At 43.3% G+C, this 18,554-nt stretch carries 18 protein-coding genes and 1 pseudogene; 3 read left to right on the plus strand and 16 right to left on the minus strand.

Annotation, left to right across the window (positions count from 1 at the left end; translation table 11 throughout):
* Positions 1 to 95: 95 nt before the first annotated feature.
* The 3 genes and pseudogenes from HWQ42_RS00660 to HWQ42_RS00670 all read left to right on the plus strand — a co-directional run.
* A pseudogene (locus HWQ42_RS00660) lies at positions 96 to 377 on the plus strand (transposase); the annotation flags it as partial.
* A 134-nt stretch (positions 378 to 511) separates the two neighbouring features.
* Positions 512 to 1,258: a hypothetical protein gene (locus tag HWQ42_RS00665; RefSeq protein ID WP_334812129.1), complete on the plus strand. Its 747-nt coding sequence runs from the start codon at positions 512 to 514 to the stop codon at positions 1,256 to 1,258.
* A 39-nt stretch (positions 1,259 to 1,297) separates the two neighbouring features.
* Positions 1,298 to 1,810: a hypothetical protein gene (locus tag HWQ42_RS00670; protein ID WP_292808417.1), complete on the plus strand. Its 513-nt coding sequence runs from the start codon at positions 1,298 to 1,300 to the stop codon at positions 1,808 to 1,810.
* 57 nt (positions 1,811 to 1,867) lie between these two features.
* Here HWQ42_RS00670 and HWQ42_RS00675 read toward each other — a convergent pair whose 3' ends face one another.
* The 16 genes from HWQ42_RS00675 to HWQ42_RS00750 all read right to left on the minus strand — a co-directional run.
* On the minus strand, positions 1,868 to 2,773 hold the full coding sequence (locus HWQ42_RS00675) for a CVNH domain-containing protein (RefSeq protein ID WP_292808419.1): 906 nt from the start codon (positions 2,771 to 2,773) through the stop codon (positions 1,868 to 1,870).
* 5 nt (positions 2,774 to 2,778) lie between these two features.
* Positions 2,779 to 4,356, minus strand: coding sequence for a GMC family oxidoreductase (locus HWQ42_RS00680; RefSeq protein WP_292808421.1), 1,578 nt, complete (start codon positions 4,354 to 4,356; stop codon positions 2,779 to 2,781).
* Positions 4,357 to 4,432: 76 nt separating this feature from the next.
* Positions 4,433 to 4,738 carry a cupin domain-containing protein gene (locus HWQ42_RS00685; protein WP_292808423.1) on the minus strand — a complete coding sequence of 102 codons (306 nt, stop codon included), beginning with the start codon at positions 4,736 to 4,738 and terminating at the stop codon, positions 4,433 to 4,435.
* A gap of 171 nt (positions 4,739 to 4,909) precedes the next feature.
* Positions 4,910 to 5,392, minus strand: a complete 483-nt coding sequence (locus HWQ42_RS00690) for a hypothetical protein (protein WP_292808425.1) — start codon at positions 5,390 to 5,392, stop codon at positions 4,910 to 4,912.
* 222 nt (positions 5,393 to 5,614) lie between these two features.
* On the minus strand, positions 5,615 to 5,992 hold the full coding sequence (locus tag HWQ42_RS00695; RefSeq protein WP_292808427.1) for a hypothetical protein: 378 nt from the start codon (positions 5,990 to 5,992) through the stop codon (positions 5,615 to 5,617).
* Between the two features lie 51 nt (positions 5,993 to 6,043).
* On the minus strand, positions 6,044 to 6,733 hold the full coding sequence (locus tag HWQ42_RS00700; RefSeq protein WP_292808429.1) for an alternative oxidase: 690 nt from the start codon (positions 6,731 to 6,733) through the stop codon (positions 6,044 to 6,046).
* A 52-nt stretch (positions 6,734 to 6,785) separates the two neighbouring features.
* Positions 6,786 to 7,067 carry a hexameric tyrosine-coordinated heme protein gene (locus HWQ42_RS00705; RefSeq protein WP_292808431.1) on the minus strand — a complete coding sequence of 94 codons (282 nt, stop codon included), beginning with the start codon at positions 7,065 to 7,067 and terminating at the stop codon, positions 6,786 to 6,788.
* Between the two features lie 106 nt (positions 7,068 to 7,173).
* The gene (locus HWQ42_RS00710) at positions 7,174 to 7,701 is read right to left on the minus strand and encodes a universal stress protein (protein WP_292808433.1); all 528 of its coding nucleotides are present in this window, start codon (positions 7,699 to 7,701) and stop codon (positions 7,174 to 7,176) included.
* A 173-nt stretch (positions 7,702 to 7,874) separates the two neighbouring features.
* Positions 7,875 to 8,522 (minus strand): nitroreductase, encoded by a 648-nt coding sequence (locus HWQ42_RS00715; RefSeq protein WP_292808435.1) that lies wholly within the window; start codon positions 8,520 to 8,522, stop codon positions 7,875 to 7,877.
* A gap of 62 nt (positions 8,523 to 8,584) precedes the next feature.
* Positions 8,585 to 8,992, minus strand: coding sequence for a hypothetical protein (locus HWQ42_RS00720; RefSeq protein WP_292808437.1), 408 nt, complete (start codon positions 8,990 to 8,992; stop codon positions 8,585 to 8,587).
* A 16-nt stretch (positions 8,993 to 9,008) separates the two neighbouring features.
* The gene (locus tag HWQ42_RS00725) at positions 9,009 to 9,386 is read right to left on the minus strand and encodes a hypothetical protein (protein WP_292808439.1); all 378 of its coding nucleotides are present in this window, start codon (positions 9,384 to 9,386) and stop codon (positions 9,009 to 9,011) included.
* A gap of 63 nt (positions 9,387 to 9,449) precedes the next feature.
* Complete coding sequence (locus tag HWQ42_RS00730) at positions 9,450 to 10,388, minus strand: NAD(P)-dependent oxidoreductase (RefSeq protein WP_292808441.1); 939 nt, start codon at positions 10,386 to 10,388, stop codon at positions 9,450 to 9,452.
* 214 nt (positions 10,389 to 10,602) lie between these two features.
* Positions 10,603 to 11,211: a nitroreductase family protein gene (locus HWQ42_RS00735; protein ID WP_292808443.1), complete on the minus strand. Its 609-nt coding sequence runs from the start codon at positions 11,209 to 11,211 to the stop codon at positions 10,603 to 10,605.
* A 115-nt stretch (positions 11,212 to 11,326) separates the two neighbouring features.
* Positions 11,327 to 11,875 carry a DsbA family protein gene (locus tag HWQ42_RS00740; protein WP_292808445.1) on the minus strand — a complete coding sequence of 183 codons (549 nt, stop codon included), beginning with the start codon at positions 11,873 to 11,875 and terminating at the stop codon, positions 11,327 to 11,329.
* 246 nt (positions 11,876 to 12,121) lie between these two features.
* Positions 12,122 to 12,772 (minus strand): response regulator transcription factor, encoded by a 651-nt coding sequence (locus tag HWQ42_RS00745; RefSeq protein WP_292808447.1) that lies wholly within the window; start codon positions 12,770 to 12,772, stop codon positions 12,122 to 12,124.
* A 126-nt stretch (positions 12,773 to 12,898) separates the two neighbouring features.
* Positions 12,899 to 18,554: AAA family ATPase (locus HWQ42_RS00750; protein WP_292808448.1), on the minus strand; the 5,656-nt coding region annotated here is incomplete at its 5' end.

The raw sequence follows: 18,554 nt of genomic DNA on the forward strand, positions 1-18,554 counted from the left end.
GGCTGCCGTCGGCAGCCCCTTCATCCCCCCTTTAAAATGATTATCATTACTGTTGGTGGAATAGTTTATTTTCTGGAAGTCCCTTAGGTGCTAAAAAACATATTCTTTTAGCTGTTGACCGAGCTGGCTGGCATATTAGCCATAATTTAAAAATTCCTGAAGGGTTACATTTAACATTTTTGCCCTCTCATTCACCCGAATTACAACCTGCTGAAAGATTGTGGACTTTGGTTGACGAACCAATTGCCAATCAATCGTTTGAAACCCTAAATCATTTGGAGGAAGTTTTATTTCATCGCTGTCAATCTTTACTTCAACAACAAGATTTGATTCAAGGGTTAACTGGTTTTCACTGGTGGATTAAAATCGGGGCTTAATCGTAAGTGATTTACCGAACATGATATCACTCTTTATTATTTACCGAACTCTACGATCTTTATTACTCCTCTTTCACCTCTCCAGCGACACATCCTTTCAGTGATGAAATTGCCGGAGTCCCTTTATCTCCTAGATGGTCGGCAGTGCAAGACTTAATTCCTTCCCACCCGTCGAAAATGAGCGAACCGACAGTGACAAACGTGCCAAAACGAAAACCGAACGACACCAGCAGCGCAAGGCGGAATTATCCCGTCGTTACGAAATTGATGTAATCTCTGATTTGGTCCAGAAAGATGACGATGGGTGGTATCCTCAACTGCGGATGCACTACTATTTGACGCTGGGGCGAGAGTTTTTGACGAACCGTGATGCGAAACGGGCAGCAGCGCAGTTAGAGGCTGGGGAGAATTCGATTTGGAAACCAGATTTTAACAAGGGGCAGTTATTACCTGCTGTGTTATTACTCGAAAATCTGAATCTGTTGCAGTTTCTTACACCAGACGTTAAGTTGCGTGGAAGTGACGAGAAGATGCTGGAGTTTAAGGCACTGGCAGTAACGCATCGGCACGTTATCAAGAATTATCTGAATGTTTCCATTTCTGAAAAACACACACCGATAGCGATCGCACAGAAACTACTTGCGAAGATTGATTTGAAGTTGGATTACGTTGGTCGGTTGGGTAAGCGTGAAAATCGAGAGTGTGTTTATCAATTCGTTGCCCCTGATGATGAGCGTGATTCAATTTTCGGACAATGGCTCAATCGAGATGAAGCATCATACAGTGAGTTGGTGTCAGTCACTAATAATATAGTTTTGTCGACACCAGTGATTGACACAACCTCCCAAATATTTGAAGAGGTAGTGTCTAGCCCCCAATGACAAGCTTGGAAAGGGCTGAAACTGAAAATACAGCAAGGCTTGGACAGCGCTGGCTCGTTCTACAACCAGTTAGTCTCCACAATTGCCTCGGCTGTTGGTGTGGCTGATGGTGAGCCTTACTGGAATGCTTATCTGGGGCAGTGGCTCCTTTGGGTTAAGTTTGCAGACGAGTGTAGGTCTGTAGTGTGCGATTGGCTCAAAGCGGCTTATACCAATAAAGCAAAGCTTAATATTGATGCGTTAGAGTTAGCTAATCAAGCTAAGAATAGATTGCGATCGTTACTCGACAGCTTAAAATTAAAAGTACATCATCCTCTAAGAGATACTGTCCATACACCTAAGAAATGTAACTTTATGCAGATAGAGCAGGTAGAAAAAGAGATAACCACGATTCGTTTGAGTCAAGAAGAAGTGGTAATTATAAACAATGCTTTAAATGAGGTATGCAACGGATTATATCTGAACGAGTTTTCGACTCGAATAGGTGCGTCAAGGGCAAATGTGGAGAAGTTACTTTTCCAAATAGGGAAAATCATTGATGCAATGAAGTAGATAAATTATTTAGCTCAACAAGCTCGGTCTTTTTACTGAGTTAAATAAATTTGCTTCTTACCTTAAGTTATTGTAGTATTGCAATCCATTTGAAGGTACAAACATTGTACCTGCGTCGGAATTAGCTGGATCAACAATAAATACAGTGCCTTTGTTAGAACTAGTACCGGGTAAATAATGAGACGGATTTATGACTCCCCAGAAGGCTCTTTTCCCCTGTCCAAAAGGTTTTGACTGTGCATTTGTTGCGTTGGAGTTGAGGATATCTTTAGCAATTTTTGTCATAACACCCTGTGTTGGGCTATGGCTAAGAGTAGCGAATTCATTGCCGTGCTTCGGATAGGCATGACCATGCCCAATCTTGTCAGCTGTTTCATCGATAACTTTATTTATCTCATAGTGTAAATGCCCATCGTAATTTGAAATTTCCTCCAACCGAATAGCGTTAGATAGATATTTGCCGTTTAAGTTTTTACAATAAGCTGATAGTACCCCATAATTTACGTTTATAGCGGTACAGTTTGTAAAAAAAGAAGTTGTTCCAACCAAGGGATTTTGTATTAGCTTTCCATTTTTATTAGTGATTCCTAGTAAGTCAATCTCACTTGCAAAAGGTAGACCTTTTACATTGATACAAACAGCAGACAATTTAGTAGTATTAGTACCATTAATATAAAATATCCTTTCATTCCGACACGTTTTTGGATAACTACTAGAGCCAGCTTGAGCATACTTATAAGCTATAGTTAAGCTCAGTACGCTAATAACTACACTACCCAAGATACTTGTTAAATTCAAAAACTTACGTCTCATTTTCTTACTCCTAGTTTTTTTGTGGTTGTATTTGCTTTGATTAATACTCAACCCTGCTACCAATGCTTTCCGAATGGCAGCACAAACAGATGGCAAGAGCAATTCTGCTGTGCCATTAATGTTGGACTGCAATAGTAAAAAGGCTTGCAAAAGCGTTAATTTACCTTGGTACTCTTGCTTTGAAATGTGTAGCCTGCGGCTTTAATTAAGTCGGCGGCCTTTTCACCAATCATGATGGTGGCTGCGTTCGTATTTCCAGATAAAATGGTTGGCATCACGGAGGCATCGACAACGCGCAATCCTTCAACTCCATGAACTCGGAGTTGAGCATCAACCACCGCTAGTGAATCGTTGCCCATTTTACATGTTCCCACAGGATGCCAATAAGTAGTAGCTGTTTGTCGAATGTAAGCAGCGATACCTGCGCTGGGCTGCGCCAACGTCTCATCACTGATTATGTCAGAACCAGGAGCCACTTCCTCTCCCAAGACTTCACCAAAGTCACCAGAATGAGCGATCTGACGGGCAATTTTAATACCTTCTACCAGCACTTCTAAATCAGCCTCCTGCTGGAGGTAGTTGACTCGAATGGTAGGTGAATCAGTAGGGTTTGCTGATTGCAACGTCACAGTGCCACGACTTTGAGGATTGATCAGACAACAAATTAATGTGGAACCTGAAACATCAGGGGCAGAGTCCGAACTACCCCATAGAACCGGGCTGAAGAGAAACTGTAAGTCAGGTGCAAGCTCCTTGCTTTTGCCACTATGCAGGAATAATCCAGCTTCTACTAGATTACTGGTTGATGCGATTGCGGGTAGCGCTTGGGTAGACTTGTAGCCAACAGCAACCAATGGGTGATCGTGCAAGTTCTCACCGACACCGGGTAAATCAGCAATTACAGGAATGTTGAGCCAGAGCAGATGCTCTGCATTCCCAATTCCAGAAAGCATCAGCAGTTTGGGAGAATCGAATACACCCGCCGACAGAATCACTTCCTGATTGACATAAACTTGTTGCAGCGTTCCTTGGTGCAGATACTCTACCCCAATTGTGGAAGTTCCTTTAAACAAAATTCGAGTCACTAATGCACCAGTTTGAACCGTTAAATTAGGACGATCAAGAATTGGCACTAGAAATGCGGCGGCTGCACTGTGTCGCTTCCCGTCTTTAATAGTTAATTGATACAGTCCCACACCTTCTTGTTGTGTGCCATTGAAATCGGGATTGTGATCGTAGCCTATTTGCGCTGCGGCTTCGATAAATCGCTCTGAGATGGCAGTAGGGGCGAGCGGATCGGTGACGCTCAAAGCTCCATCAACACCGTGAAATTCGGATGTGCCTCGCTGCTGGTTTTCTGATTTTTTGAAGTAGGGCAATACTTCCTCATAGCTCCAGCCTGGATTGCCGAGCTTTTGCCAATGGTCAAAATTGTGGCGATTGCCTCGAATGTAAATCATGGCATTGATTGAACTGGAGCCGCCGACGACTTTGCCACGCGAACATAAGATTTTCCGCCCATTCAGGTGTGGTTCTGGTTCAGTCCAGTAAGCCCAATCAACTTCAGTGCCTAGCAAACTTGGCCAGGCTATAGGAACTTGAATCTCAGGTTTATTTACTGGATTCCCTGCTTCGAGCAACAACACGGTGGTTTCGCTATTTTCTGTCAAACGATTGGCAACAACACAGCCTGCTGAACCAGCACCAATCACCACATAATCGTATTGAGTCATGATATCCTTGGTTGTGATTAAACTACTTCAATAACTGCAATTAAAACTTTTATCAAAGACAATGATTCTTTCAACTTCATGTGTGCAGAAATGCGAGATTTTCCAATGCACGAAGTGCATGAGGGATGTTTGTTGGTATGTAAACGAAAACTCCCGGTTGTAAAGTAATTTCACGCCCCTCTAGGGTCAGCACTCCACGCCCTTCAATTACAGTAACCGAGATATTCCGTGAAGCTACATGTTCTGGTATTTCAGTGTCCGCCGTTAAACAAACTAGTGAGAATTGCACTTGCTCATCTTTAACCAAAGACTTTCGGCTGGCTCCAGGTTTGGTATAGTTAACTTGCTCTTGAAGCTGAGTTGTAAACGATTTTTGGGTCATAACCATGATTCTCCTATAGTGCTGTGATGGTAGATTTTATTCTCAGAAAAGATAGGCACTGTTGTCCAACAGTGGGGACAAAACCAGCAAATTTTATGGTGCTGAATGTGCCGTAGTAATGGGTAAGAGCAATAAGGACAGTCGTGCATGATTATTTACCTGTGTCATTACTCATGGAAAAACAATCTTAGGAGTAGCTGCATATCCTAGATAAAGATAGGCAGCAGATCGCAGCACAATTTCGGAATAGAGAATCTTTTGGATATCTAAAGAAGGCGCACGTTTTGCTGCGAAATTGTAAGCCGCGATTTCCCCTTCCAGGCTGAAGTCGCTATCCGTTAAATAATGGTCGTAATCGTGCATTCCCTGAAAAATAAACCCATAGATCGGATTGGGATACACGCTAGAATCATAACTATCGGCGGATACCCAAAGCTGCTGAAGCTCAATATCTGCAAACATTTCTTGGGCGTTGTTGTAACGCATATAATCTGAAAATTGCAGATTTAAGGGCAATTGGTGGAACTCAGCCATCAGCCAATCACAGAGTTGAGCGATGGTTTCGTCAGAAATCTCGGCTGGTTTGCCTTCCAGGTAGAGTTTAGCAAGAGTTTCCACAAGGGATATATTTGTGTTTACTTTTGTAAGAGCCATATTGCTATCCTCATAGCCTTAAACTACCTTTACTCTGACAATTTTTCTCAATAAATTCTTTGAGCTAGCTCATAGTTGGAAGAGAAAAAGTCAGAGCTAGCTTGATCGGGGTTTCAATGAAGAGGCAGGGAGCAGAGGGAAATGACCCAATCAAGAACTGCCGTGGAATGAAGGGGGGAATATGAGTTTGAGTCACCCAAGGAAGCAGCGCTTACTTCCCCATCAACGTTTTGTACAAGCCTGCCGCATTAAGAGATGATTGTCTTCATACACCTCTAAAGTTCCAGACTGCTGGCTATCTAGTGTACCGTCCCATACCCAGTATTTATAATTGCCACTTTGAAACTTATAAACTCGAACGCCTTCTGTCGCTTTGCTAGTTCCTTTGTTTAAACTCAAATCACCGTGCGAACTTGTAGAACGGTAGAGAAGTTCACCCGAAGAATGCTTTTTCCAAACATTGATATTGTATCCACTCTGGCATTTCATACTGAGGATTAAGCCAGCAGTAGAATCAGCAGAAGCTATTAAGGAGTAATTAGCCCAAACACAGGTTGTTAGAGCAAGAAATAGCGTGGATCTTTTCAGTAGTGTTTTCATAGTTTTCCTTATGGTTTAGTTGTTCAAAAATAAAATAGGAACTCTATAGAATCAATCCTGTTGCTCAAGGCTGGTCGGCACCAGTTCAAAAACTGTATGGGGACTTTTGAAAGTTTGCCGTGCTTCTGGTAGCTGGAGTGCCTGCATTGTTTTGACGTGTTCGCATTCATCATCCCGAATATTCACGAATACGTCGTAGAGATTATCCACTTTCGGGCGGCGAAATTTATGATCTGATGTAAATTGGGTTTCTTCAAACATATAGAGATCGCCATCGCGGTAGTAGTCAATTGCGACTTTGGGCGCTCTTTGAGGTTTCAGTTCTGTTTCATGGGCTTTCAAGTAGTCGTCATAGGTATGGTAGGCATGATTTTCAATCAGTTCCATTAGGTAGTAGGCATACTTGAGAAACAGCATATAGATTAGGACAACCACCCAGTAGTACGCCACTGCAATGTGTTGAGCGACGAAGCGATCAATCCAGTACCTATCGCCACCCATTGATTCCATAATCAACAAATGATGTAATTCGTTCCAAGTTTCGGCGAAATGAACTTTCAACAAGTCAGCTTTGCGCCAGTAACCCAGCGTCTCGTAAAGATGCAGCACCGAGAGATAAGAAAAATAAGGAACGCGAGCGATCGTTTCCAGTACATAAAACCGAGGGTAAGAACGATTTCCGTAGACGAAATCGACAATAAATACAAAAAAACTGACGATCGCTTGAATCAAAACTTTCATAGTGAATTCCTCTAGAATCAGAACAAATCCCTGATTTGACGATTTCGAGATATTACTTCTGCCAGTAGTTATTAGCAGCTGCGATCGTGGCAAATTCTGTTGCAACCGTCTGTCCAACTGCAATCAGCATCATGGCATCATTGCCATATACATCTCGCAATTGGTTTCGTTTTTCTTCATCAGGCTGAGTCAGTTTAATAATTAGCCGTGCCATTTTGACTGCCAGTTGTCGTCCTGCTTCTGGTGTTTCAGTCAATAGTGAGTTATTGGGAACCAATGTAACTTCGGGTGGTTTTACAATAGATGAATTGGTCGGAGCTATTACATTATCCATGTCAAAATTTCCTGATTTAGTGTTTACTTGAGAACAATTTCGATTTCACGGCAATAACTAAAGCAAAAGCTTGAAGTTTATGAATCTAACTTTTGCGTTACCATTTTTAATGAACTACTTGAGCTTCATTGGCTACGAAGACTTCAGATTTAAGAGGAACTGGAGCATAAACAACATGCACGGAACAAGGAGTATGGTGAAAAACATAATTACTCACACTGCCTAATATCAACTCATTCAAACCAGAATGTCCTCGACGACCGATCACAATTAAGTCAGCGCCCCAAGTTCGAGCAAGTTCACAGATATTCCGGCTGGGATTGCCAGAATTTTGGGTGAATTCAGTACTCACCCCGGCATTAGTTGCTAACTCTGTATACGATCGCAATAATTTGAAACCCTCTTCTTCGTAAATTTGCCACTGCTGACAATAATCCTCTAGAAGTTCTCCATGTAATGGGTGGTATTCGAGAGTAAGCAGTGTAGGTGTTTGGGGACTATCCTTTTCTTCACTAGATAGAATATGCAACAGCATCAGGCTTCCTTTAGTTGCCTTTGCTAGAGTAAGCGCTTCATCAAAAACAGCATTACCATTTGCGGAACGGTCAATTGCAGCGAGAATCTTGCTAAACATAAAATCTCCTGAATCAAACAAATCAAAGAATTTTTAAACCATATTGAGCAATCTTCATCTTTAATTTCTTGTAAATAAAAAACTTCAACAAAGATCATTCATTAATGGCAGTAAGAACGCAGATACTCTTTTGGACTTGTGTTTAGCGTCTAGTAGAAAAATCCAGACTTTTGTTAATCGCCCTGAAACGAGACGTTTCTTTCAACGGACTCACGGCTTATATGCAGATGATTAGCCGGAAAATCAGGATCGGAATAGCCAACGGCTAAACCACAAATGATCAATAATTCCGGTGGAATGTTCAATTCGTTACGGATGATTTCGGGATAAGTCGCTAGCGAAACCTCTACGCAGGTGCCAATGCCACGAGCAGTTAGGCTTAACACCAGCGTTTGTAAATACATCCCCACACTTAAAGCATCGGCAACGCCCAAATCTTGGTGCATACAGACAATAGCAACCATTGGTGCGCCAAAAAATTCGTAATTACGCAGAACGGCTAACTGTCTGTTCGCTTTATCATCACGAGTAATCCCCATCGCCCCGTAGACTTGCGCTCCCAGTTCCTGGCGGTAATGCTGGAAGGCAGAAGGCAGAGGAGAGACGTTGGGCTGCTGCTTGGCAAGGTTTAGCAAAGCCTCTTGCAAGCGATCGCGGCATCCGCCTTGGGCAAACACCAACCGCCACGGCTGGATGTTTGAATTCGATGGTGCCATCTGCGCTAGAGCCAGAGCTTCATCGAGCAAAGCCCGTGGCACTGGTTGGGATAAGAATTTGCGTGTTGAGTGTCGGTCTTTAATAGTTTGGTCAAGATCAAACATATCTTATCAACCTCTATGAGAAATAAATGCGGCTCAACTGGGGTTAAAATTATCGAAACAATTCATATAACCTTTTCTGGTTCCTGAATCGTTTTCAATGCCCAGATGCCAATCCAACAGCCGAATCCATCCACAATTAATGTCAGAATAGCTGTGATTTGGAATAGCATTCCCCAATCTTCAAAAGAAACTTGAGACACATGATCCGAACTAATTACGAGCAAATGATTGTAGATTCCAAAAAGGATTGATGCTGCCATTGAAAAGAGCAAGAGCCAGCTACCAATGCGGTAAAACTGTGTCCAAAGTAAAATGACTGCAATGATGGGAATTGCATAAATCACAATACCCACAAATAAACTCTGAAGTATTGAGAGGGGAACTGGGATTTCCACATGCGCTAAACCATGCAGTCCATGTACGATGGCATGGATGACCACGAGCGCTGTTCCATATTGAGCAATTTTCATCTTCCTGCTTCCTAAGCTAAAGGGTATGAGCGGAAAGAACTTTTGTACACACATCCGGTGAGCAATCATAAATAAACATTTCTACGCACTGATTTGCTCTAGCTTCCATCAATGGAAGTGTCAAAGGAACTCCTGGGTTAAGAGAAAAGCTTCCATTCGATATTTCAGAGCCTTTTTTGCCACAAGTGCTCGTCCAGACCCCAACCTTAAAAGAAACAGGACGAGTGGACTCATTACCGATTCTAATCGTGTCAGCCTGATAGTTATCTTTTGCACATCGCCACTCATTCCCTTTATGGATTCCACACTGAGTTGCTGTCGCAAAGACGGGTGGCGAAAAAGCTAAGACTACAAGCAGAACACTTGCAAAAATCCAAAGTAGACGTAATTTCATTGTTAGAACCTCGTTTTGTTGTAAGAAATAGTCAATTAAGCAAGCGATCAAAATGTTTGTCAGTTAGCTTGCACGGGCAACAGCAGATTCAACCAGCCATTCCAACGATCGCGGCTGAAAATTGAGTTCGCGTTTTGCCTTGGCGTTCCATGCGCCTCGCATCTGAGTCCCGTAGTAGACGGCATCCGCACCACCGATTCGTAACGCCTCCTCAACGGATATCTGCGGAGGTGGCGGAGCATTGAGCCATTGGGCATAAGCTGAGAGCCACTCGCGCACTGTTAAGGGGTGATCGTCCGTAATCAGGTAAATGCCAGGATTGCCTCGTTCTGCTGCTGTAACTGTAGCGATCGCTGCATCTTCAATATGAATCCACGACCATACGCCTTCCCCATTCCCAACGATTGGGAACTGTTGCTGTCGCACCTGTTGGGCAACATCGCCATCAGGGGCAAACCAAGTACCGGGTCCGTAAAGGAAGCCGTAACGCAGAGCAATTCCTTGTAGGTTGGGGTTCCCTAGTAAGTTACGCTCGATCTCAGTGACTATGTGAGCATCTGCTGCTACCGCAGGCGAGGCATCAAAAGCTAATGGCGTTTCTTCGTCTGCCAAGCCTGCGCCGGGAATCGCCCAAAATGCGATCGACTGCCTCAGATAACGATGCACACCTGCCGCTTGCGCTGCCGCCAGCACATTAGCACCGCCTTCTAGACGAATACGCTGGTTTAATGGTGCTGCTGCACTCATCGATTCGCCAGTGTAAGTTTTGGGTAGAGCAGTGAGTTGTTCGATTACTACTTCTGGTTGAGCGCCAATGATCGCAGTTTTGATAGCATCAGCATCGAATATATCTGCAATCGCAGGTTCTACACCTTGTGCAGTTAAAGTTCTGGCTCTTTCTAAAGAACGGGTCAAAGCCACCACATTGTGACCTTTAGTGAGCAGTTGCGCGATCAATGGACGACCGATCGCTCCTGTTGCACCTGCAACAAAAATTTTCATTTATGAACCTCCTAAAAAATTGTTAGGCATTCCTGCCACATTGATCATGCGAGCGCATTTCAATTGTTTCTATGACCTAGCTCATAAGTAGTTACTTAAACAATTCGCAATTCGCAATTACGTTTTGTGATGGGGATTTAGACCCCAACACAAAACAAGCAACCCATAGGGGATGGGATTTTAAACCCCTTTTAGTAGGATAAAATTAAATTCATTACTTCAAAATCAACGGCGAAGAAGTTCCCCACTGGCCGCTGAATACAAATTGATCTAGCGGCTTGCGTTGTCTTGGTGTGAGGTCGCGTTCTTTTAGACCATCCGGGAGTGTCATCGGATCGCCCTGATAACCGATCGCCATACCTGTCCACGCCTCAAAATCTTCAGGTATATTAAATAGATCGCGTGCTTTATCGGGAAGAATACCAATCATCTGATGAATATAAATTCCCCGTGCAGTCGCTTCTACCGTAAGATTGCTACTGGCAGCGCCGAGGTCGTGAATTGCTGCCCGGTTGTCTTTGTGGTTGCGAGTAAATTTGAGACTGACAATGGCCAGAGCCAGCACCGGAGCATCCTTTGCCCAAATCTGGTTTCCTTCGACCAGACACGATAGAAGTTGTTGAAACTGGTCAGAGTTATCTTTGGTTGCAATGAGATAGTTCCAAGGCTGCTCATTATAGGAAGATGCTGACCACCGCGCTGCTTCAAATAGCGAACGTAAATCAGCTTCGGAAACCGGACGATCCTGGAAAGCATAAGGACTCCAGCGTTCTGCAAGGAGTTCATGGATCGGGTAGTCTGTTGACGCTTTCTTCTCAGACATAATTGCTCCTCTTGGTTCTTATAATGCTTAATTAGTAGCATTGATAGAGCCGCACCCAAATAATTTTGAGGCAGTTTGCTTGAACGGTAGTCACAACAGATATCCACCTCCTGTACTACATTGATTGAGAATTTTGATCTGGCGCGATCGCTGCAAATAATTTCTGTTGATCCCAAGCGTCTCTATAGCGAACTCCGTTAATAAATAAAGCTGGCGTATTACTGACACCGCTTTTTATACCGCCTTGAATATTCTGAACGACCCGCTCGGCATGAACATGGCCTGCCATGTCCTGAAGGAATCGATTGATATCAAGCTGTATGTTATTGGCATACTCTAGAAGATGTCCATTGTTAAGAGCATATTGATTCTCAAATAAGAGATTATGCATCTGCCAAAACTTATTTTGCGCGGCGGCGGCTTCTGCCGCTTCTGATGCCTTTTGAGCTTGGGGATGAAGATGAGTTTGGGGAAAATGACGAAATACAAAGCGCAAGGGGATCTGTTGCTGAATCGCTTGAATCATTCTGTAAACCTCACGACAGGAAGGACATTGATAATAACCGTATTCCACCAAAACAACTGATGCATCTATTACTCCTTGAATGTGATCCTGCCCTGAAATAGGCATGAGCAACCTGTCGCTATCACTTGTCTGACTCATTGCTGTTTAATGCGTTATGTGGATAGCATCTTAGCGATGAAAATGCTAGAAATAATACTAAGAAATTGAATATCGTTTCTTGATCTAAGAATATGAAAGTTGACCCCACTTTGTCGCATCCCCTGTGGGGAGTTTTTGTACTAACAACAGGGATAGGGATCAACTTACTCTTAGGGCTAGAAACAAACTATCCTTAAGAGCAGGTGATAATTCTGAATTTATTCTTCTGTTGCTTTGGCTAAATTCTTAAAGTGTAATAATACCGCGCTTGAGCGCAACAATCATCGCTTGAGTCCGATCGCCTACTCCCAACTTGCTCAAAATATTTTTCACATGAAATTTCACCGTTCCCTCAGCGATCGTCAAAGTAGTGCTAATCTCTAAGTTACTCTTGCCTGTTGCCATCAGGCGCAACACTTCCAATTCGCGATCACTCAGTTCTGGATTCCGCATCCGTTCTGCTAGTTTTGCACCCACAGCAGGGGGGATGTACTGCTGACCTCTGTAAACTGACCGAATTGCTGTCAGTAGTTCGTCTGGTTCTGCATCTTTTAAGACATAGCCTTTTGCACCCGCTCGCAGTCCCCGATAGATGTCTTCGTCGCTATCATAGGTCGTCAAAACAATGATTCGAGCGTCAGCAAACTCAGTGCAAATGGAAGCGATCGTTTCCACGCCACTGATTTCCGGCATCCGCAAATCCATCAATGTGACATTGGGTTGATGTTGGCGGAACAATTCTACTGCTTCATAGCCGTTGCAGGCTTGCCCAACCACGGTCATATCTGGTTGATAATCGAGTACAGCTGCTAAACCTTGTCGCATAAATGGATGGTCGTCAGCAATTAAGATGCTGATTGTAGAGGAGTCCGGTGTAGTAGGTAAGCGTTGGGTCATGGCGTTTGTACTCTCACTACAATTTCTGTACTTTGTCTCTTTATCTCACCCAAAGGCGCATCCGCCGCCAGGCTTTCCCGTTCGCGTTAGCGTCTCCGAAAGAGAAGGGTAGACGCAAAGGAAGAACTAAACTATTTGTACCCTCACTGTAATTTCTGTACCTTGTCCCAAGTGGCTGAAAATCGTTAATTCTCCTTCAATGCGTTGGGCGCGTTCGCTCATTCCCAGTAACCCAAAGCCCCGACCGACGGATAGACTTTGGCTTTCAAACCCTTGCCCATTATCTTTGATTTGCAAGACGACTTGCGATGATTCATACCGCAACTCAACACGGATTCCGCTAGCATTTGCGTACTTAAAAGCATTGGTTAACGCTTCTTGTCCGATGCGAAGCAGATTCATTTCCACCTCTTTCGGCAAAGTATATGGTTCACCGATCGCTTCACAGCCAACCCGCACTGAGGTATGAGAAAACATCTGAGCCGTGAGGCGATTGAGTGCGCTATGCAAATCGCCTTCTTCTAATATTTGCGGACGGAGTGCTTCCACCGAGCGACGGGCATCTGCCAGCCCGGAACGCGCCAAAGTTCGCCCCGTCTTTAAGTGTGATTGGGCAGCATCTGGATCGAGCGTGATTCTCTGGGAGGCGGCATCTAAATGAACGATGATACTAGTAAAAGCTTGCGCTAGTGTATCATGTATTTCTCGTGCCATACGGTTGCGTTCTTCTAAAATTGATGCTTCTTCAGCGAGTTTGCGTTCAAGCAGTGCAGCATTTCGCTGTTCGCTAATATCTGTAATCAGACCATAATATCCTCTCACCTGAGCATTGAGATCGAAATCGGGGATGGAGGTGACAGCAAGATACTTTTTGCCCAACGGGAAAGAGACTTCTGCCTCATAGGTTGTAATCTCCCCTGCTAGCGCTCGATTCATGTACGGTTCAATAATTTCATAACTTGCCTCGCTCATGACTTCACGAACCTGCTTACCTAAAATTTCATCTCGACTACGGTTAAACCAGACCTCATAAGTTCGGTTGACAAATCGATAGCGCCGATCTGTGTCTATATAACAGATACAAGCGGGGAGAGCGTCGGTAATCAATCTTAGTTCCTGTTCTCGCTCGCGCAGTTCTGCCTCGCTTTTCTGTAAAGCGGCTGTTCGTTGGGCTACTTGTTGCTCTAAGGTACGATTATAATTTGCTAGCAATTGCTCTGCTTGTTTGCGTTCGGTGATGTCTTGAAAAGCTGCGATCGCATAAATCACCTTGCCCTGTTCGTCAAAAATGGGTGTTCCCCAACCTTCAACCGGGATGGTTGCATTGTTTTGGCGAATTTCTAAATCGTCAATTCTGGTGCGACCGCCTTTCAACGCCCGCATCACTGGCAAGTTCTCAATGGGATATGGTTGCTCTGTTCCCGCTAAATAAAGTTGATAAATTTCTGCGAGTTGGTCTGGTGTCGCACCAGGAATAATCCCTTTGCCTAATAGTTGAATTGCCTGTTGATTGGCGTAACAAGGGCGACCCAGTGTATCCACGACTCCAATTCCTACCGGCACTGCTTCCAGGAATTGAGCCATCTGACTTTCGCTCTTCCGTAGTTTGGAGTAGAGTTTGGCATTTTCAATGGCGATCGCTGCTTGGGTTGATAACAGATGCAAAACTTGCGTTCGCTCCGGTGTAAATGCCCCAGATGCTAATTGATTTTCCAGATACAACAGTCCGACGAGCTTACTTTGATTCAGCAGTGGTAAACATAGAAGTGATTGAGTTTGGTTATGTTGAATGTATGGCTCATTAATAAAATTACCCTCATGAGTCGCATCATTTAAGATCACAGGTTCATGAGTCCGAATTACATAATTAATAATTGATTCAGGCAGGTGATTTGCCGTTGAGATAGATTGCAGTACTTGTGTAGAATAAATATTTTCGCCAGCCACAACATCATTTATTTCACCTGAAGCTTCAATTACCCATTCTCCTGAGTTTTCCAAAAATAAAAATCCGGTTTGTGCGCCAGCATTCTCGATTAATATCTTCATCAAGGAACTAAGCAACTGCTCCAGTTCAATTTCACTAGAAATCGCAAGGGAAGCTTTCATTACTGCCGCTAAATCGAAAGCGATGTCTGAGTTATTAGAGGTGGTGACAGAAGTTTTTGGTATTCGCGTATGAGCCATGCTCGATGATGGAGGAAATAGCTGCGGATACCGAGTTTCTAAATCCTTGACCTTCGCCGTCGCTCCCCAACGTTCATAGCAGTAGTGAGCTTCTTTCATATAGGTTCGGGCAATCTTTTCCCGACCACGAGATAGGTAGAATTTTGCTGCTAATTCATAGGCTAATGCTTCTTCTTGTACATATTCATTTTCTTTAGCCCCAATAATTGCTTGCTCGTAGAATTCTTCTGCTTCAAGCAATTGACCCAAAACTCGTGCTTTCTCTGCCTCGACTAGGTGGCATTTATGCAAATGATTCATTGGCGCATAATGTGCCCATCGCTGCATTTTTTCCTGGTTAACTGCAACTTCTTTAAGAATTTCTGACTGCCCTTGAGTGTCGCTTTCAAGATAAGTTGCGAGTTTTGCCAGAGAGCTATAGAAATAGTGCAGAGGAACAGGAGGTGACGATGCTACGTAGCTCACATACCCTGCCGCTATAATTGAGTTTTCGACTGCTTGGAAATAATCATAAAATAAATAGCACAAGAAAAGTTGGTAGAAGTGTACGAAAAAGATTGAGGTTCCATTATTTTCTGTTTCATTTTGTCGCAGTCTATTCTCCTCATTGTAGGCTTCGCCAACTAGACAGATAGGATTGACCGAGCATTCCATCAAATTTAAGACAACCTGATGATGCATCTGAGTCCAAGTCAGTGCTGCTTGCTGTTTGAGTTGACGTATTACTTGGCTGTACATTCTTATCTCGCGTTCAAGCTCCACGAGTTCCTTACCTACAAAGACACATTGCAAGCAGTAAACTTCAGCACAGTAGGCAGCAAACTCTGAATCTCCTGTTTCTAATCCACTTTGATAGCCTTCTAGTAATGGCTGCAATGTTTCTCTAAAATGCTTTTTCCAGTGAATGATGAAGATATTCACGCTCAACAGTGTTTTGGCTTTGAGTGCTTGGGTATCAGGTCGTGACAACTGCCTTAAAGCTAACTGCCCAAACTCGTAGCCAGATTCAATGTCTCCCACCGTCCTACAAAGAACAAATCCATATAAGGCATAGGTAAAGGGAGATACTAACGCATTGCTATATTGGATTGACAAGCTGATCTGTTTAGATGCAAACAATGGCAGCATATCCGGGGCAGCAAGATGGGCAGCAATCATGGTACTTAATAAGATTCGCATCGCCGCCAACTTGACTGGTTCAGCTATTTTCGGCGAATGAACCAAATCCTCGCTCCGCTTTTCCTTAAGGAGTGATGTGATCGTGTCAAGTTCAAGCTGAATATCTGACTTGTTAGGCGTTTCAGGAAAATTAACTTCCAGTTGCGGCAAGATTTGCAATGCCGTATTGATCGCTTCCAATAGCTGCTCCTGCGCTATGTAGGTTTGAATTTTAACTTCGTAAACTTTTACGGTGTCGAGAACCGTTCTGGCTTCTTCTAGAATGATCGCCGCCCAATATTCCACCTGCTCAAAATCGCCACACAAGTACGCCACTTCTGTTGTTTCTAAATATAATTCTAAGGTCAGGTCATAATTTGTTTGCCAGCTAGAAGCTGCTAGCCAAACTCTTGCTGTGGCTAAATATTTTTTGGCGACACTATAGGCGATCGCTGCTTTTGCTTTTTGACCTGCGATTAAATTTAATCGCGCAATTTCATTGCGTTCGGATTGCTCGGTAATCAGCTCAACTCCATGATTGAGATGATCGACAATTTCAAATATTCGTTCTGATAGTTGCTCTGGCAAGGTTTTTTCGAGGAGATTATGCCCAATTTGTAAATGAACAATTTGTTTTTGTGACTCATCGATTAAAATATATGCTGCTTGCTGCACGCGATCATGCAAAAACTTATACTCTTGAATTAATAACTCTTCATCTAATTCAGATATGGGTTGAATGAATCCACCTTGGATGGCTACCAGTAAATCTAAAGAAACTGCTTTAGGTGATTGCTCACAAACTATCGCTAATGTATCTAAATTAAATTTAGCCCCGATACAAGCAGCTAAACGGAGAATTTGCTGTGTGAATTCTGGTAGTTTCTTTAACTTGTTCAGCAGCAACTCCACAACATTATCGGTGATATTTTTGGCTTGAATCTGAGCAATATTCCACTGCCAGCTTAGATTCTCCGCATCAAATATTAAAAGATTTTCGCTATATAGCATTCTCAAAAATTCATTGACAAAGAAGGGATTGCCCTCAGTTTTACGTAGCACTAACTCAGCCAAGGAATCAACAGTGTCAGTATTTTGATATAGCGTTTCGGCAATCAACTGACTCAATGGCTCAAGAGTTAATGGTGCTAGGATAATTTCTTGAAAAACTACTCCTTGTTTACGCAGTCTCTCTAGCATTAATGCCAGTAGGTGTGTTGGATTTACCTCATTATTTCGATAAGCTCCAATCAAAAATAGTGATTTGGTTTGCTCATCCAGTAACATTAACTCGATTAACTTTAGCGTTGCTGAGTCTATCCACTGCAAATCATCTAGAAAAATTACCAAAGGATGTGATTCTGAACAAAACACCCGCACAAACTGCCCAAAGACCCGATGAAAGCGATTTTGAGCTTCAGCTGCTCCAACTTCTGGTACAGACGGCTGCTTGCCGATAATTAATTCAACTTCCGGGATGATATCAATGATGATTTGTCCGTTGGTTCCTAAAGCTGTTAAGATGCGTGACCGCCACTGTTGCACTTGGTCATCTGGTTCACCGAGTAGTTGCTGTACCAATTTTTGCAGAGCATCTGCGATCGCGCTGTAGGGAATATTGCGCCCGAATTGATCAAACTTACCAGAGATAAAATAGCCGCGTTTTGCAGTGATGGGCTTGTAGAGTTCTTGTACTAACGCTGATTTGCCAACCCCAGCGTAGCCAGATACTAACATCATCTTAACTTGAAATTGAGAATCTTCTTGATTCTTCACTCTCAATTCTTCATCCCCCGTTTGTGCTACTATGTCAAACGCTGCTAATAATGCTTCAATCTCTGCTTTGCGTCCATACAATTTTTGGGGAATTTGAAACCAATCGCAAACGTCTTGAAGACCCAGTTGAATGCTAGAGATTTGACCGATTTCTTTTAATCGTTCAGCACAGATTTCTAAATCCGCTTTGATACCCCAGGCACTTTGATAGCGATTTTCAGCATTTTTCGCCATCAGTTTGAGAATTATATCTGAAACTGGCTTGGGAATCGTTGTATTTATTTCATGAGGCGGAATAGGATGTTTGGCGATATGACAATGGACTAGCTCCAGCACGTCTGTGATGGGAAATGGTAGTTGTCCGGTGAGCAGTTCGTAAAATGTCACACCAAGGGAGTAGAAATCAGTCCGGTAATCGAGCAAACGGTTCATCCGCCCTGTTTGTTCTGGAGATAGATATGCGAGTGTCCCTTCTAAAACATGAGGACTTTTGAAGGTTGGATTAATGCGGTTAAATTGGGTGGCAATCCCAAAGTCAATAATTTTGACAACACCAGTATCCAGATTAAAGACTATGTTTCCAGGGTTGATATCTTTATGAATGATATTGGCTGCATGGATTCTGCCTAGAATATCGCTTATAGCGATCGCAACACATAGA

The organism is Nostoc sp. JL23 (assembly GCF_017115065.1).
In the GTDB taxonomy this organism is placed as follows: domain Bacteria; phylum Cyanobacteriota; class Cyanobacteriia; order Cyanobacteriales; family Nostocaceae; genus Nostoc; species Nostoc punctiforme_A.

What these genes read in the sequence shown, in the direction of transcription:
- HWQ42_RS00665 (WP_334812129.1), top strand. Translation starts at nt 512, where the DNA reads ATGGTCGGCAGTGCAAGACTTAATTCCTTCCCACCCGTCGAAAATGAG.
- HWQ42_RS00680 (WP_292808421.1), bottom strand. Translation starts at nt 4,356, where the DNA reads ATGACTCAATACGATTATGTGGTGATTGGTGCTGGTTCAGCAGGCTGT.
- HWQ42_RS00685 (WP_292808423.1), bottom strand. Translation starts at nt 4,738, where the DNA reads ATGACCCAAAAATCGTTTACAACTCAGCTTCAAGAGCAAGTTAACTAT.
- HWQ42_RS00690 (WP_292808425.1), bottom strand. Translation starts at nt 5,392, where the DNA reads ATGGCTCTTACAAAAGTAAACACAAATATATCCCTTGTGGAAACTCTT.
- HWQ42_RS00695 (WP_292808427.1), bottom strand. Translation starts at nt 5,992, where the DNA reads ATGAAAACACTACTGAAAAGATCCACGCTATTTCTTGCTCTAACAACC.
- HWQ42_RS00700 (WP_292808429.1), bottom strand. Translation starts at nt 6,733, where the DNA reads ATGAAAGTTTTGATTCAAGCGATCGTCAGTTTTTTTGTATTTATTGTC.
- HWQ42_RS00705 (WP_292808431.1), bottom strand. Translation starts at nt 7,067, where the DNA reads ATGGATAATGTAATAGCTCCGACCAATTCATCTATTGTAAAACCACCC.
- HWQ42_RS00710 (WP_292808433.1), bottom strand. Translation starts at nt 7,701, where the DNA reads ATGTTTAGCAAGATTCTCGCTGCAATTGACCGTTCCGCAAATGGTAAT.
- HWQ42_RS00715 (WP_292808435.1), bottom strand. Translation starts at nt 8,522, where the DNA reads ATGTTTGATCTTGACCAAACTATTAAAGACCGACACTCAACACGCAAA.
- HWQ42_RS00720 (WP_292808437.1), bottom strand. Translation starts at nt 8,992, where the DNA reads ATGAAAATTGCTCAATATGGAACAGCGCTCGTGGTCATCCATGCCATC.
- HWQ42_RS00725 (WP_292808439.1), bottom strand. Translation starts at nt 9,386, where the DNA reads ATGAAATTACGTCTACTTTGGATTTTTGCAAGTGTTCTGCTTGTAGTC.
- HWQ42_RS00730 (WP_292808441.1), bottom strand. Translation starts at nt 10,388, where the DNA reads ATGAAAATTTTTGTTGCAGGTGCAACAGGAGCGATCGGTCGTCCATTG.
- HWQ42_RS00735 (WP_292808443.1), bottom strand. Translation starts at nt 11,211, where the DNA reads ATGTCTGAGAAGAAAGCGTCAACAGACTACCCGATCCATGAACTCCTT.
- HWQ42_RS00740 (WP_292808445.1), bottom strand. Translation starts at nt 11,875, where the DNA reads ATGAGTCAGACAAGTGATAGCGACAGGTTGCTCATGCCTATTTCAGGG.
- HWQ42_RS00745 (WP_292808447.1), bottom strand. Translation starts at nt 12,772, where the DNA reads ATGACCCAACGCTTACCTACTACACCGGACTCCTCTACAATCAGCATC.